The organism is Acinetobacter sp. 24-47-39 (assembly GCF_056783825.1).
Genome location: NZ_JBWYIP010000003.1, coordinates 36,652 through 51,943, shown reverse-complemented (window position 1 = coordinate 51,943; position 15,292 = coordinate 36,652). Strand labels below are relative to the sequence as shown.

The 15,292-nt window shown below is 39.1% G+C and carries 14 protein-coding genes and 1 tRNA gene; 5 read left to right on the top strand and 10 right to left on the bottom strand.

Going from position 1 to position 15,292, the window contains the following annotated elements:
- Positions 1–24: 24 nt before the first annotated feature.
- The 4 genes from AC1M9C_RS04210 to hemE all read right to left on the bottom strand — a co-directional run bounded on the left by AC1M9C_RS04210 (position 25) and on the right by hemE (position 4,474).
- Positions 25–1,902 carry an Lnb N-terminal periplasmic domain-containing protein gene (locus tag AC1M9C_RS04210; protein WP_035266979.1) on the bottom strand — a complete coding sequence of 626 codons (1,878 nt, stop codon included), beginning with the start codon at positions 1,900–1,902 and terminating at the stop codon, positions 25–27.
- Between the two features lie 59 nt (positions 1,903–1,961).
- On the bottom strand, positions 1,962–2,432 hold the full coding sequence (locus AC1M9C_RS04205) for a DUF3015 family protein (RefSeq protein ID WP_035266978.1): 471 nt from the start codon (positions 2,430–2,432) through the stop codon (positions 1,962–1,964).
- Positions 2,433–2,582: 150 nt separating this feature from the next.
- The gene (locus tag AC1M9C_RS04200) at positions 2,583–3,383 is read right to left on the bottom strand and encodes a DUF817 family protein (protein ID WP_035266975.1); all 801 of its coding nucleotides are present in this window, start codon (positions 3,381–3,383) and stop codon (positions 2,583–2,585) included.
- 17 nt (positions 3,384–3,400) lie between these two features.
- Positions 3,401–4,474: a uroporphyrinogen decarboxylase gene (hemE, locus tag AC1M9C_RS04195; RefSeq protein WP_481953266.1), complete on the bottom strand. Its 1,074-nt coding sequence runs from the start codon at positions 4,472–4,474 to the stop codon at positions 3,401–3,403.
- Between the two features lie 205 nt (positions 4,475–4,679).
- Between hemE and AC1M9C_RS04190 the strand changes: the two genes are divergently transcribed.
- Entirely contained in the window at positions 4,680–5,909 is a 1,230-nt protein-coding gene (locus tag AC1M9C_RS04190; protein WP_481953265.1) for a L,D-transpeptidase family protein, read from the top strand.
- A 149-nt stretch (positions 5,910–6,058) separates the two neighbouring features.
- On the top strand, positions 6,059–6,757 hold the full coding sequence (locus tag AC1M9C_RS04185; protein ID WP_481953264.1) for a pirin family protein: 699 nt from the start codon (positions 6,059–6,061) through the stop codon (positions 6,755–6,757).
- Positions 6,758–6,898: 141 nt separating this feature from the next.
- Here AC1M9C_RS04185 and AC1M9C_RS04180 read toward each other — a convergent pair.
- Positions 6,899–6,988: transfer RNA gene (locus AC1M9C_RS04180), tRNA-Ser, on the bottom strand.
- A 90-nt stretch (positions 6,989–7,078) separates the two neighbouring features.
- On the bottom strand, positions 7,079–7,573 hold the full coding sequence (gene greB, locus AC1M9C_RS04175) for a transcription elongation factor GreB (RefSeq protein ID WP_092765943.1): 495 nt from the start codon (positions 7,571–7,573) through the stop codon (positions 7,079–7,081).
- A gap of 366 nt (positions 7,574–7,939) precedes the next feature.
- Here greB and AC1M9C_RS04170 point away from each other — a divergent pair, with 366 nt between their 5' ends.
- Positions 7,940–9,055 carry a transglycosylase SLT domain-containing protein gene (locus tag AC1M9C_RS04170; protein ID WP_035266964.1) on the top strand — a complete coding sequence of 372 codons (1,116 nt, stop codon included), beginning with the start codon at positions 7,940–7,942 and terminating at the stop codon, positions 9,053–9,055.
- Between the two features lie 46 nt (positions 9,056–9,101).
- Here AC1M9C_RS04170 and AC1M9C_RS04165 read toward each other — a convergent pair whose 3' ends face one another.
- Together AC1M9C_RS04165 and ttcA are read right to left on the bottom strand one after the other, a co-directional pair.
- A complete protein-coding gene (locus tag AC1M9C_RS04165; RefSeq protein ID WP_092765941.1) occupies positions 9,102–9,485 on the bottom strand; it encodes an SCP2 sterol-binding domain-containing protein in 384 nt (127 codons plus the stop codon).
- Positions 9,486–9,825: 340 nt separating this feature from the next.
- Positions 9,826–10,749 carry a tRNA 2-thiocytidine(32) synthetase TtcA gene (ttcA, locus tag AC1M9C_RS04160; protein ID WP_035266955.1) on the bottom strand — a complete coding sequence of 308 codons (924 nt, stop codon included), beginning with the start codon at positions 10,747–10,749 and terminating at the stop codon, positions 9,826–9,828.
- Between the two features lie 514 nt (positions 10,750–11,263).
- Here ttcA and AC1M9C_RS04155 point away from each other — a divergent pair.
- Positions 11,264–12,121, top strand: a complete 858-nt coding sequence (locus AC1M9C_RS04155; protein WP_416202016.1) for a lytic transglycosylase domain-containing protein — start codon at positions 11,264–11,266, stop codon at positions 12,119–12,121.
- Positions 12,122–12,246: 125 nt separating this feature from the next.
- Positions 12,247–13,152, top strand: a complete 906-nt coding sequence (gene htpX, locus AC1M9C_RS04150; RefSeq protein WP_035266954.1) for a protease HtpX — start codon at positions 12,247–12,249, stop codon at positions 13,150–13,152.
- A 60-nt stretch (positions 13,153–13,212) separates the two neighbouring features.
- Here htpX and AC1M9C_RS04145 read toward each other — a convergent pair whose 3' ends face one another.
- Positions 13,213–13,788 carry a DUF4112 domain-containing protein gene (locus tag AC1M9C_RS04145; RefSeq protein ID WP_035266953.1) on the bottom strand — a complete coding sequence of 192 codons (576 nt, stop codon included), beginning with the start codon at positions 13,786–13,788 and terminating at the stop codon, positions 13,213–13,215.
- Between the two features lie 40 nt (positions 13,789–13,828).
- Positions 13,829–15,166: a magnesium transporter gene (gene mgtE, locus AC1M9C_RS04140; protein ID WP_481953321.1), complete on the bottom strand. Its 1,338-nt coding sequence runs from the start codon at positions 15,164–15,166 to the stop codon at positions 13,829–13,831.
- Positions 15,167–15,292: the final 126 nt, after the last annotated feature.

Below are 15,292 nucleotides of genomic sequence, written 5' to 3'. Positions count from 1 at the left end.
ACAGTACTTCCTAGTACTGTGTATTTACCAATAGCGTGTAAATCCTAAACTGGTTTGATGCCAATCATGCTGTTCTTGTAATTGATAATTCCAGTGAATAGAGATAGCACTTTGCGAGTTAAGTGCATACTGAACTGAGGATCGTAGTCCGAGCTGCCAATCCTGCTGATCTTCCCAAAAAGGGATTTCAATTTGCACTAAGCTATTCACTCGATCTGACCATAAACTTTGGCAACCTACAGTTGGCCCTAGCCCCAATCTCCAACCCTTTTCTAAAATTTTTCCAGCTTGAATATGATTCTGCATCTGCGCATAACACAGGTGTTCACGATCTGCATCTGCCCAACTATATCCAAACTGTGTTGATAGATTCAAAACACCATGTTGCTCGGTATCACTGAAATTTCCAGAATCATCAATTGAGATTTGCTTCCAACCGAATCCAAATCCCCAGCTCAACGGCGTCTTAAAAGGCGTAATTGGATTATAAGAATTCAATTCTAAAAGATCCAAATCAGCCAACTTGAGTTGATCATTCCGAAGCTCAAGACTTCCCTCAAGAAATTTCAACTGTGTTCCAAGTCGGTATCCCCCCTGAGGATCAGATAAATCATGATACGCTAGTCGATGATTGATCTGCACAAACGTATCGTCCTGCACTCGTCCAAACTCAATCGATGTTTTTCGAGCATGATGCCCATCCACAGGGTCAATTCGTGGTCTTGCCACTTCAGTACGTTGTTTTTCAACAGGGAGTTGACTTCTTAAACTCAAAATTTGTCGTATTTTAGGTTGCGCAATACTCGCTTCGATTTTTTGAGAAATAAGCTGTAGATACAAATGATCATATGCCATCTCAAGAATACGCGCCTGATCCTTGGCCGTAAATTGAGCTAAAAATTCACGCATTTGTGCTGGTTGCACCAGCGTTAATTGATGTGCCGAATGTGCTAAGTCATTACCATGTTGTTTGGCTTGATGAAGTAACTGCGTTTCAAGTGCTGGGCGATAAACAGTATCTTTAATGAGGCCTTGCTGCTGCACCGCTTTGATGGTTTCGACTGGAATTGCAGTATGACTAAACTGTACTTGTAGATTGGCATCGGGTTTTACCAAATCAATGAGTCCCAATAAGCGGTAGGCACAATTATCACTTATAAAATAATAGGGAAATTGGACATGCTTTAACTCCCAGATATGTTGTACTAAACGTGTTGTTTCTTCTGGGTTTAATGCTAATTCGTATTCCCACAAATCACGGCTTTCGAAATCACCATACTCTTTTACTTTTCGATAGTAGGGCATTAACGAGTATTCACCTGGATATTGACCCGTTAAACCTTTCCAAGCAAAAGAAAAACTATCACTATTTTCGACCGTCGCGGCGTAGTTGACTGCATAAGAAATAAGATTAAGCTCTTTTTGATCTTTAGGATCAAGACGCAGCAAGGTATGACCAAACATCGAACTTGGATTTCCCATGAAATCTGTCGCATAAATCAATGTTGCTTGATACGGTTTAATCTGTCCAATCCATTTCTCTAGAGCAGGACAATCTGCTTTAGGAAGCTCCTCTTGTTTTATTTTCAGTTGTTCTATTAACCATGCAGAGCGAGCTGGGAAACGACATAAAATGGATTGATCTTGTCCTCGATCTATAAATAATTCACGAATATTTGCATTCAGCTCCTCTTCTAAATTATCTGCACCATTTGCACTAAAAAAAAATCCTGAATAGCTGACTTCACTCTTCTCTTGATGTGCATACATTAATCTTTGCCAAGTTTTATTTTTATCAAGCTGATGGTGTTGTGCTTGTGCAATATATTGTTCAACTGGAGAAGTATATGCATGTGTCAGAAAGCTACTGACAATCAAGGCAGAAAAAAAAGCAAATTTCATAAAATGAACTTAATAATGATGAAACAAAAAAACCCTGCCATAAGACAGGGTTTTCGCAATTAAACGTAAGCTTTTAATACTTCGTCTTGAGACATAACAGTTTGAAGAGATGCAAGGACTTGGAATGCATCTTGATTGTCCGCTGAATAAATTTCAGAGAAATTTTCTTTTGATACTGCAAAGAAGCGTGCTTTATCTTCAGATTTAATATTCAGAAGCTCTGCAAGGACGTTAAGACTTTCCCCCTCACCTACCGCCATATCACGTGCAAGAGCTTCGGCATTTTCATTTGTAAATGTTACTGCTTGTGCTGTTACTGTACCTGTACCACTACAGCCTAACGTCCCGAAAGTAATACCGAATAATTGGTTAGCAAATAAACCGTTGGTCGTACCTGCTAAGATTTTTGCAACTTTACCAGACTGACCTGCCCAAACTTGTGAACCGATACCACAACCCACATCACGGTCAGCAAATGCAGCTGTTGATCCTACTGCCAATACCGCAGCTAAAGCTAATTTTTTATACATAACATCACTCCAAACTTGATGTGCTCAAGTGTTCTCTATTGTTCCAATTTTGTTCTTTTACGAACTTCTTTAACATAGCGATATCGAGCCAAGAACGCAAAACAAATCTTACCAATGCCATCAAGTATCGAGTTTTTTTGATGAATTAACTTATTCGCCCTTCAATCGCCACAAACCCTGTGAATTCCGTTCACCTAAGATTTTTAACACCAATACTAAACTCAGCATTAATAGGAGATACCAAGAACCAAGTTTCCCCCATCCCACCATATGCCACTGTTCCACTTGCGTTGGATACAACCAAATTTGATAAAAAGTACTAATATTTTCAGCAATCCAAATAATAAATGCCAACAACAAAAGCACAGGAAGCATTGGCAAGGTCATCTCATGATATTTAAGCTTGAACGTTATTTTAGTTTTCCAAAATATCAACACGCTCCATGCAAACAGTAAATATCGTATATCTGGGATAAAGAACTTCGTCATAAAGTTTAAATAGGACAAAATCGCTAAACTCAGCATATTAAAAAAACTAGGTAAGTTCTCAATTTCTACACGATAGAGCCTGAGTGAACGAGCAAAAAAACTGCCCACTGCAGAATACATAAATCCCGCAAAAAGTGGTACGGTCATAATCTTAAATACCGCAGGTTGCGGATATTGCCATGATGCAATCTGTGGATGTGTCAGGAAAATCTCCATGACCATGGCCACCATATGAAAAATTGCAATAACTTTGGCTTCAGCCCAAGACTCTAACTTTAAAAGCAGTAAACAGACCTGAATAACCACTGCATAAATCAAGAGGTAGTCGTATCGGTACAATCCATAATATTCTTGATGCCCCATCGAAGCCGTCAAAGCAAAGGCAAGCAGTAATAAAATACCAAATAAGGCAGCGGATGCTGCCTTATAATGAAACTCAAATAATGATTTTAAAAAGCTCACACATTCATCCTAAATGTTTAGCCTAAATATTTTGCGCTGTACTCATGTACCGTATCAATGAAAACTTTAGGATTCGAAGGATCTACCCATTGGGTGATACCGTGTCCAAGGTTTGCAACATAACCCGTTTTTTCACCAGCAGCATAGGCATCATCGAGCATTAATTTTACTGACTTTTCGATACTCGCAGGAGAGCCATATAATGTTGCAGGGTCTAAATTACCTTGTAGGGCAGCGCGACCAGCAACAGTTTGACGTGCAACATTTAAAGGGGTTGTCCAATCTAGTCCAAACGCATCTGCGCCAGTTGCGATCATAGGTTTTAACCATTGACCACCACCTTTGGTAAATAAAATTACTGGTACTTTGCGGCCTTCATTTTCACGCTTTAAACCCTTCACGATTTTGTGCATATAATTGAGTGAAAATTCTTGATATTCTCGATGTGCAAGTGCACCACCCCAACTGTCAAAAATTTGAATCGCCTGCGCACCTGCCTCAATCTGTGCGTTCAAATAATCTATGACTGAATCAGCCAAATGATCTAACAAGGCATGTAAAACTTCAGGTTGTGCATACATCATTTGCTTGGTGTAACGGAAATCTTTACTCGACCCACCCTCGATCATATAAGTCGCGAGTGTCCATGGACTCCCAGAAAACCCGATTAGCGGTACCTGGCCACCTAATGCTGATCGGATTGTCGACACTGCATTCATGACATAGTCTAAGTCCGATTTAGCATCAATTTTTGGTAATTGGGCTACATCCTGCTCAGTACGGACTGTTTTCTTAAATTTTGGTCCTTCCCCAGCTTCAAAATAAAGTCCTAAGCCCAAAGCATCAGGAACAGTCAAAATATCTGAAAATAAAATGGCTGCATCTAAGTCATAGCGACGAAGCGGCTGTAAAGTCACTTCACAAGCAAAGTCATTATTTTTGCATAAAGAAAGAAAATCACCCGCAGTTGCGCGTGTCGCACGATATTCAGGTAAATATCGACCAGCCTGACGCATCATCCAAACTGGCGTGCAGTCCACAGGTTCACGTAATAAGGCACGCAGAAAACGATCATTTTTTAAGGCCGTCATTTACTTTCTCGATGCAAAATTGAAATTCCATTCATCATACCAAAAAGCTGCACTTTAAAGTATTTAGTTAGAATGAAAATAAAGATTGAGACTATCGGAATTTATTTGATTTAAACAAAACAAATACTGCATATCCGTGTTTTTTCTGCAATACTTTATCCGTGTTTTTATAAATCAATATGAATAATTCTTAAGGTTGAATTACATGTTCGTTCGCTCAATTCTTGCTTTGAGTTTAAGTTGTATTATGTCTGGAACTGCTTTGGCTGCTTCTGGTACTGCTGAACAACCGCTTTCTCCAATTACAAAAACGAGTTTAGATACTATTCAAGATCCAATTGATCCTCTCGCGGTAGAATCTAGCTCTGAAGCCCAAATTAGCCAGCAAGAGCAAAATGATCTAAATCAAGCTGCAGATACGCTTCAAAACCTAGAAAGAACTGAGGATAGCACTGCGGACATTGGCAGTGCACCTGCATCTTCAGCAGTGACAAATCCAGCTTCATCTACATCAGCACCTGCTACAGCAAATTCATGGACGCTAGAAAGTCTGAATAATGCTGAATGGTATGAAAATATTGGCAAAGGTCAATTCCCTGTATATGCCCGTGCACATGTAATGTTAAATAATTCACATGCTTCACCAGGTGCTATTGACGGTACAAGTGGAAAAAATACACTTAAAGCAATTGCTTCATTCCAGCAAATGAATGGTTTAAAGGCTACAGGTGTTTTGACGAAAGAAACTTGGGATGCTCTAGTTGCACGCCAAGCTGGTAAACCTGCTTATGTTGAATATACGATTACCGAAGCAGACCTAAAAGGTCCTTATGCAGCCTCAATTCCTCATGACTATGCTTTACAAGCGAAAATGAAAGGTCTTTATTACACTCGTGTAAGTGAAATGCTGGCTGAAAAATTCCATATGGATGAAGAGTTTCTCAAGAAACTAAATCCTAAAGCGACATTTAAGAAAGCGGGTGAAAAGCTTATTGTGACCAACATTCGCAATGAACTTCCAGAAAATATTCATTTAATCGTGGCTCATAAAGGCGCTAAACAACTTTATTTGTTTAACCAACAAAACCAAATGGTTGGCTCATTCCCAGCAACCATCGGTAGTGCTGACACTCCATCGCCGACAGGAACATACAAAATTACTGGTGTAGCGAAAAACCCTTGGTATAGCTATTCACCAAGTAACTTTGTACAAGGTAAAAATTTGAAGCCACTTTCATTACCACCTGGTCCTAATGGCCCTGTAGGTAATATCTGGATCGGTTTAAGCAAAAAATCGTTCGGTATTCACGGCACACCTAACCCATCAAGTATTTCAAAGACAGCTTCACACGGTTGTATCCGCTTAACCAACTGGGATGCGAATGATTTGGGTAATAAAGTTCGTTCTGGCGTTACAGTAAAATTCTTAGAATAATCCAATTTATAAAAAGCCTGCTTCAAGCAGGCTTTTTTATCCTTTTTATGTTTCAAAATTAGAACGATACGTTATCCTAATCCACTATCTTATTCATTTTAAACTATTAAAATAACATCATCTTTAAGAATAATGAAAGGAGCATCATCATGAATGCTTATTTACATCGCAGTGAATCACGTGGTCATGTAAAAATGGGTTGGTTAGAATCCAAACACAGCTTCTCATTTGGGAGCTGGTATGACCCTAACCACATGGGCATCAGTGCTCTCCGTGTCATTAATGATGACTTCATAGCTGGTCATCAAGGCTTCGGTACACATCCACACGACAATATGGAAATTCTCACCTGTGTATTGCAGGGAGCGATTACACATAAAGATAGTATGGGTAACCACGGTGATATCAAAGCTGGTGAATGGCAACTGATGAGTGCAGGTACAGGCATTCAACACAGTGAAATCAACCAGGGTGATGAAACAGTTCACTTACTGCAAATCTGGATTATTCCAAATCAGCGCGATGCAGAGCCGAATTACCAACAAATTCAACTCGATCCTGCTGAACAACCGAACCAATGGCATCTGATTTGTGGACCGACAGAACATGCACCCATGCATATTCGCCAAAATGCGGAGGTTAAATCAGCTGTTTTGGAGAAAGGTCATTCACTTGAAGTTGTTGCAACACAACATGTCAGCTATCTACATGTGATTAGCGGTTCAATTCAAGTCGCTGAACACACTGTGAATGCAGGAGATGCTATTGCATTTATTGATCCAGCGCAGATTGAAGCATCAGAAGATGCTCGTGTGATTTGGTTCGATCTTCCAGAAAAAGTGGCTTAAACGCTGTAGAGAAACCACCTTAGGGTGGTTTTTTATGACTTGCTCAAAAAATTAAATCAAACAGTAAATATCAGTTTTAATATCGCAGGAATATGAAGAAAATAAAAAAAGCCACTAATGATTAGTGGCTTTTTAAAAATTTGGCGGAAGCGGTGAGATTCGAACTCACGGAGGACTCACACCCTCGTCGGTTTTCAAGACCGGTGCATTAAACCGCTCTGCCACGCTTCCAATGGCGGCTATCATATAAATATTTTTTAAAATTGGCAAACACTTTTCTAAGAAATTTTGCTCACCTGCCTATTTTTAAATCAAAAAGCACTATTTTGCTGAATTTTCGAGCTTTTCATAGCGAATTGAATTAATAAACCATGTTTTTTTCCCCAAGGGTGTATGTACCTCAAATTCATCATCTACTTGCTTACCTAACATTGCACGTGCCATAGGTGAATCTATTGAAATATGTTGAGGATGATGATCATAAATTTCATCTACACCGACAATCCGAATCGTCTTTAGTTGTCCTTCCTCGTTCTCGATGTCTACCCAAGCGCCAAAATATACTTTGCCCTCTTGTTCAGGAGAAAAATCGATAATCCGCAACTCTTCAAGTCGTTTACCGAGGTAACGAACACGACGGTCTATTTTTCGTAAAATTTGTTTATTGTATTGATAATCTGCGTTTTCAGAACGATCACCTAAACTGGCAGCCCAATTCACTTTTTTGGTGATTTCAGGTCGTTCCTCATGCCATAAATACTGTAGTTCTGCGACCAATTTGTCATGCCCACTTCGGGTAATTAAATTCGATTTCATAGGCGATAAAATGAGTATTTTGCTTACGTTATAGCGACACATTGCAACATTTTATACCGCATTTCTACATGGAAAAATTTTATAAAGTTTTTTCTTTTTATTTATCAATACCTTAAAACCATGTTTTTTATTTTTTTTTGTACAAAATTTGACATGAGTAAAATTGACCATTAATATGCGCCCATGTTTTATCTTGATTACTTTTTGTACGAAGATCTTTTCTTCAATATTTTATCCACCCACACATGTCATTTTGAATGACGTTCATGACGCCCACCCTAATTGAATTTATCAACTTTAAATAAAAGTTTAAGGCGGTACTGCTTTTGCTTTTTTTGGGCATAAATTACTTGTAGCGGAGACAACATGCGCAGTAGTTCAAACACTGGATCGAGGCTTTGCCTTAATTCACTAACTTCTTCTCTCTCGTTTAAAGCGATGGTCCTCGCTACAGCATTTATCCCATTTCATGCATTAAATGCAACAAAGACCGACAACCAATACAACTCCATTGTAAATTCGAACAAACTTACAGTGGTGGCCGTGTCAAATCCCACCGTGGTTTTTAAAGACGGTAACTTCAAACATGGCTTTGGCTATGACTTGGTGAGCAGTTACGCTCAAAACTTAAATGTAAAACTCGATTTTAAAACGGTTCAAAGTAATGAAGCCGCTTTGAAAATGGTGCAGCAAGGTAAAGCTCATTTCGCGGTGACCACAGCATCGATCATGACCATTGAGCAAAAGAATCTTTCAGGTTTTTCCGCATCATGTGGTGACCTTGAAAGCTTACGCAAAAATGGGCTTAATCCAGAAATCAATTGGGTTTTTAAGAATGCTGCTGATCCTTTAACAGATACTGCCAGCGGTTTTGTTTGTCAAAGCAAGCAAAATGGTGCTATCCGTCAAATGGCATCTTTCTACAACCGCAACGTGGTTAAACAAGATGATTGGGATACTATTCAGCGCAATCTGAAAACACGTATGCCAATTTATAAAGCTAGCTTTAAAAAGTCAGCCCAAACATACGACTTAGATTGGCACTTCCTTGCTGCGATAGGCTATCAAGAGTCGTTCTTAAAACCGAATTCTGTGTCTCCTACAGGTGTGCGTGGCATCATGATGCTCACCAACAACACAGCAAAAGCAATGGGTGTGTCGAATCGTGTTGATCCTGCTCAAAGTATTGCAGGTGGTGCGAAGTATTTTGATCTGATGATGTCGAAATATGATTATATTCCTAAACATGATCGTTATTGGTATGCCCTCGTGGCTTACAATATGGGGCCAGGTGCCACAGATGCGATTATGAAGCGCCTAAAAGCCCAAGGAAAAAATCCGAATGATTGGATACAGGTATATGATTTTCTTTACCGTAATCAATCGCACAATACGCGTTATAAGCAAGCGATCCAATACGTCACTCGTATTCGTGCTTATTTAGAACATATTAAAACGACACCAAGTTTGGTGAGTATTTAACAAAAAAAAGCTTACCTAAAGGTAAGCTTTTTTTGTTTAAAAAGTCTTAAGTAGTTTGCTCTAAAACTTTTTTGAACAAATCTTTTTGTTCTTGGCTTGGCTTCGCTGTTTGTAAAGCCATCAATTGAGACATATCGCCTTGAACTTTGATTTTACCAGTCATAAATGCTTGCATAGCAGCAGCCATGTCAAACTCTAAGAATACTTTGCGTAAAGTATCCGCATCTAAGTTTAAAGTTGTTTTAGCATTCGCAGAAGCGCCTTTTTGGATCTTACCGCTATCAAGCGCTAATTCAGTCGTTCCTTCGCTACCTGTTACTACAAGATTCAATGCTAGATTTGCTAATGATGGTGGTAAGTTCAAATCACCAGCTTCAGCTGTAAGTTTCTCAACGTTTGCAAACCAATCATCAGTTAAAAATGCAGGCATGTTCTTTCCTCGATGTATTTATTCAATTTATTGCGTTACCTATCCAAGATAACAACATGTAGAAGCTTTACGCTTGAGAGAGTTATAGCATGATATTTTCCAAATGCGATACGTTTTTTTGTACTCTGCGTTCGATTTTTTTTGTAAATAAAACTAATCGCCTAAATATCATCAAATCTTTATTTTTTCACAAGTTTGTCAATGATTTTTTGTATCGGTACTACGACCTAAAGTGACAAAAAACATCATTTTGTAAATCGACTCAACACCTTCATTAAAATGTAAAAATCTAAGAAATAAAAAAAAGCACTTCGAAAAGTGCTTCTTTTATTAAGACGAATTACTCAGCAGCAAAACCGAGATTGACCATGCTAATACGCTTATTTGGTGTGTCCCCTTCGGCTGTTGAACAAGTTACATCAAAATCAACTTCACGTTGTCCATCTAAGGCTTCAAAATCGAAAAGATCTCGGTCGGCCAATTGCGATGGCGAGACATTCTGTAACGCGCCAAAAATGCTGTGTAAACGTTTTGGATGAGCTTTATCCCATTCACGCAACATATCATTGATGATTGCACGCTGTAAGTTTTCCTGCGAACCGCACAAGTTACATGGAATAATTGGGAATTTGCGCATTTCAGCGTATTTGATGATGTCTTTCTCTTCAACATACGCCAAAGGACGAATCAAAATATTCTTTTTATCCGATGAAAGTAGTTTTGGTGGCATCGCCTTTAAACTACCACCATGGAATAGGTTCAAGAAGAACGTTGCCATAATATCATCACGATGATGACCTAAAGCAACTTTGGTCGCGCCAATTTCTTGAGCAAAACCATATAAAGAACCACGGCGCAAGCGTGAGCACACTGCACAATAGGTTTTACCTTCAGGTGTAAGCTTTTTGGTAATGCTATATGTATCTTTTTCTAAGATGTAGTACGGAATGTTATTTTCTTCTAAATAACGGGGTAATACATCCTCAGGGAACCCGGGTTGTTTCTGATCAAGATTCACAGCCACAACATCAAAATTGATTGGTGCTATGCGTTTAAACTGCAGGAGAATGTCCAGCATGGTATAGCTATCTTTACCACCTGAAATACATACCATGACCTTATCGCCATCCTCAATCATTTTGTAGTCACGGATTGCATGACCTACTTGACGACGAAGTTTTTTCAATAAACGATAATATGCAGAACTCGTAGGTGGCTCTGGCTTAAAATTAAATCCTTGGTTGGATTCAACTGGCGAGTACATAGACGACATTAACCATAAAAAAAATACTGCGCAATTTTAGCCGATTCAGTGCTTAATCGCATCTAAAGAATCTGTTTTTTACATCTAATTTTTATTTTTTCATAACACTGTCTTATTCACGCATCTAAAATGGACGCTTGGGTTCATTTTTTAGTCGAATTGCTTATCTTTTGGACTTTTCCACAGTTTTCCACAAAACCTGTGGATAAAATTGTGGACTTTTTAGGGGTTGACAAAGTTTTGGCAAGATAAGATGGTGCTTTCCCTTAGATTGATCATTTTTTAACCACTATTCTATATCCTTAAAATTCAATAACTTATATGTGTCAAGCAGTTGTTTATAAATAAAAATAAATAATTTTTTTGGATATTAAGCCAACAATTAAGACTTGATTTTTTCACAACGAATTGTTAAAAAACATTACATAGTCGAGAGACATCTCCATTGCAGAAAATCACCCACATATCATTTAGGGACAAAAATAGTGTTCGAATGATGAAAACTACAAATAAAATAAAAGTCATAGCGTTATTTGGGTGTGTGAATTTTCTAATATTCTCGCCACAGGCTTCTGCAGGTCAAACAATCTATCAGCTGAAAGATTCAAACGGTACTACTGTTCTGACCAACCGCAAAAACAAATACAACCATCTTAAAGTTGAAAAGAAAACCTACTATCCAGACAGCAATATTCATAGTTACAGCAATTGGGGAAGCAACGAAGCATCAGTTCTCCCAAGCCATAGTAAAAATCGAAATGCCTTTGATGGCTATATTCGCCAAGCAGCTCAACGACACGGCATTTCTGAGGGACTCATTAAAGCGGTGATGCACACCGAGTCTGGTTTTAATATACATGCACGCTCCCCTGTTGGTGCTCAGGGTCTTATGCAATTGATGCCTGCGACTGCACAACGATTTAATGTCAATAATGCATATGATCCTGAACAAAATATTTTCGCTGGTGCAAAATATTTGGCTTGGCTATTGAAACGCTTTAATGGCAATACGCAATTGGCATTAGCGGGTTATAATGCTGGCGAGGGAAATGTTGCTAAATATGGTGGAATACCGCCCTTTCGTGAAACTCAAGACTATGTCAGACGTGTACTCAGTCGTTACAATAATTTATACGCCAATGGTGTAGGCTCAAATCCAACCAATAGTTATTCAGCTTCAGCATCTTCTAAGTCAAGTACACCGAGCTATAACAATCAGAATTTATCAGCTCAAGTGACTGCACCAGCTAAGCCAAAGTCACCTCCTCGCCAAATTATTGTGGCCGCTGATGGCAGTTTTACTGACGCACCAGCTGGTTCATATTCTACAAATAATGCCACAGCATCAGCGAAGATCTATATTTCGAATTAATCTCAATTTTTTTTCGTTATATTTTTTATTTTTATCTTGAAATTTTCCCTATTCGAAAGCATATTTGAGTTAGGTTTTTTAATTCAAAAAGCTTATTAAATTTTATTTATAAGAGGATTTTCTCGATGATGCGGATTGGTTTGTTTTTGCTGACCAACCTCGCGGTACTGGTGGTAGCTGGCATAATCTTGTCACTCTTCGGTGTCGGTAGTTACCATGGCGCGGGTGGCTTGAATCTTGGCAATTTACTTGTGATCTGTTTTGTCTTTGGTATGGTGGGTTCTTTAATCTCCCTATTCATGTCAAAGTGGATTGCAAAGAAAACCACAGGTACAGAGTTAATTGATCCCAATGCTCCACGCAACCAAGCGGAAGCATGGTTACTCAATGAAGTGGCTCAACTTTCTCAACGTGCTGGTATTAAAATGCCAGAAGTTGGTATTTTCCCATCTTATCAATCAAATGCCTTCGCAACCGGTTGGAACAAAAACGATGCTTTAGTCGCTGTTTCAACAGGCTTATTGGAACGCATGAATAAAGATGAATTACGTGCAGTGTTGGCGCATGAAATTGGTCACGTTGCAAATGGTGACATGGTCACCCTTGCTTTAGTCCAAGGTGTAGTCAACGCGTTTGTGATGTTCTTCGCACGTATAGTCGGCGACTTTGTAGATCGCAACGTATTTGGTCGTGAAGAAGGTGAAGCACCGGGCTGGAGCTATTTCCTCATTACAATCGTGTTAGATATCGTATTCGGTATTCTTGCTTCGGCAATTGTGATGTGGTTCTCTCGCTATCGTGAATATCGTGCTGATGAGGCTGGCGCGCGTTTAGCAGGTAAACAAGCGATGATCAGTGCATTACTTCGCTTACAAGCAGAAACTGAAATGCCAGATCAAATGCCTAAAGAAATGAAAGCTTTCTCAATTTCATCAGGTCGTGAAGAAGGATTCAGCCTTGCTGCACTCTTCCAAACACACCCAACAATTGAGCAACGTGTAGCAGCATTACAACAACTTGATTGTCCTTAATCTGCTTCTAAAAAAAGCCTCCATAGGGAGGCTTTTTTAATGGACTCAATCTATAAGACTTTAAATAGATTGAAACCATTGCCATAAGAACGTGACACCAAACCATAAGGCAACACCAAAAATAATTAAAAACAGAAGACCCAGTAAATCAGGAATATGAATCCAAATCCATGCCACGACAGGATTTCGCCAGAAGGCAGAGTTCTGCTGTTTACGCTCTAAGTTTTCATGTAAAAATGGGTGTACCACATGATGGTCTGAATGAATCTGATACTCTTCACGAATATGATCATGAACCACATCTAAAGCCTTGCGACTCGGTCGAATAAACACATCAAAGAGTGTACCTGCAACAGGGATTAAACCTACTACACCATCCATCACAGCAAGTTTAAGCACGCCATTCAATTTAGATTGGGGCACACCGATTTTTCGAGCTTGTAATACTGCATAACACGTAAGTACAAATCCAGCTACGTCACCCGCCACAGGAATCGTACTCAATGCTGCATCAGCCCCTACCCCTTGTTTAGTGAATGGAATTCTTACGACGGAATCCATCATGTTTGCGAACTTGGCAAGATCGCGTTCCATTTTGATGACTTCAGCTTGGGTTAATTTATTTTTATTTGTCATTTAAGCAACATCCTGCAAAGATTCTCCATCAGTCATAGCCTTAGAATAAGAGTTGTGAAGCAATAAATAAATAGACCAATACACCAGTTGCATCACATATTGAAGTGACCAAGGGCGCAGATGCGCTTGCAGGATCGAGTCCTAGTTTATTGAGTACAAATGGTAAACTCATCCCGATCAGACAGCCCATCATGACAATACCCATCATACTGATCGCAAGCACTAAAGCGACCATCATATCTCCACGGATATAGCCAAGAATAGAAACAGCTGCAGCCATCGTTGCACCCAAACATAGAGCAACCATCGCTTCACGACCAAGCAACACAAACCAATCTTTGGCTTTTACATCGCCAGTTGCGATTGCTCGAACCATCAAGGTTGCAGATTGGGAGCCTGCGTTACCACCACTCCCAACCAATAGCGGTAAAAAGAAAACCAAAACAATATGCGCAGCAATGATGTCTTCATAATGGGCGATCCCAATACTCGAAAGTAGGCTGCCAAAGACCAGAAACACTAGCCAAAAAACACGTTGTCTAAATAACAATAATATTGGTGCTGTACGAATACTGATATTTTCTTTAAGCTCTACCGCCCCACTTTTCAAAAAGTCTTCGGTAAATTCTTCTTGGAATACATCCATAGCATCATCATAAGTGACGATACCGAGTAGATGATCATCATGATCTAAAATGGGTAAGGCGATAAAATCATAGTGGCTTAATTTTTTTGCCACTGATTCCTGATCCTCATCTACCCGTCCGTAAATGACGTCAGTGGTCATGACTTCTTGGACTGTTTTATCCAAAGGTGCTTGCACAATTTCTCGAAGAGAAATTACACCCTCAAGTTTCTGAAACTGATTGGTAATATAGATCAGATATAAGGTTTCAGTATCTTTGGCGGAGTGGCGCAAAATCTCTAAAGCTTGTTGCATTGAGATGTCTGATGGCAAAGTGACATAATCAGATGTCATGATCGCCCCAGCCGTTTCCTCAGCATACAGTGCCAAAGCTTGAACTTGCTGCTTTGTTTCTCGATCTAAATTCGCAAAAATAAATGTTTTGATTTGATCTGGTAAAGCTTTGTACAAATCAGTTCGAGCATCTGAATGCATTGAACGAATTAACTGGACTGTACTTATGCCGTCCATTTTTTTAACCAACTGTACTTGATGATTGAGTGGCAAAAACTCAAATACATATGCTGCGTTTTCTAAATGGTGGATAAGTTGTATTTGTTGATCAATTTCTAATTGCTGTAAAAACAAAGCCAAATCTGCAGGATTAATCGTATCCGCAATATGATCAATCTGAGCGACATCAGAATTGATCAATGCTTGTTGTAATGCTTCAATTTTATGATCTTGTTTAATTTGATCCATAATCGCTTCATTTATTATCGTTTAGAATTACGCAAGGCATGCTAACACTAATTGAAAATGTTAGTGCGTATTGATCTTGTCAAAAACTGATATTTAAAAATGGATTAAATCAACCGC

Coding starts and splice junctions, on each gene's coding strand:
- AC1M9C_RS04210 (WP_035266979.1), bottom strand. CDS start 1,902: ATGAAATTTGCTTTTTTTTCTGCCTTGATTGTCAGTAGCTTTCTGACA.
- AC1M9C_RS04205 (WP_035266978.1), bottom strand. CDS start 2,432: ATGTATAAAAAATTAGCTTTAGCTGCGGTATTGGCAGTAGGATCAACA.
- hemE (WP_481953266.1), bottom strand. CDS start 4,474: ATGACGGCCTTAAAAAATGATCGTTTTCTGCGTGCCTTATTACGTGAA.
- AC1M9C_RS04190 (WP_481953265.1), top strand. CDS start 4,680: ATGTTCGTTCGCTCAATTCTTGCTTTGAGTTTAAGTTGTATTATGTCT.
- AC1M9C_RS04185 (WP_481953264.1), top strand. CDS start 6,059: ATGAATGCTTATTTACATCGCAGTGAATCACGTGGTCATGTAAAAATG.
- greB (WP_092765943.1), bottom strand. CDS start 7,573: ATGAAATCGAATTTAATTACCCGAAGTGGGCATGACAAATTGGTCGCA.
- AC1M9C_RS04170 (WP_035266964.1), top strand. CDS start 7,940: ATGCGCAGTAGTTCAAACACTGGATCGAGGCTTTGCCTTAATTCACTA.
- AC1M9C_RS04165 (WP_092765941.1), bottom strand. CDS start 9,485: ATGCCTGCATTTTTAACTGATGATTGGTTTGCAAACGTTGAGAAACTT.
- ttcA (WP_035266955.1), bottom strand. CDS start 10,749: ATGTACTCGCCAGTTGAATCCAACCAAGGATTTAATTTTAAGCCAGAG.
- htpX (WP_035266954.1), top strand. CDS start 12,247: ATGATGCGGATTGGTTTGTTTTTGCTGACCAACCTCGCGGTACTGGTG.
- AC1M9C_RS04145 (WP_035266953.1), bottom strand. CDS start 13,788: ATGACAAATAAAAATAAATTAACCCAAGCTGAAGTCATCAAAATGGAA.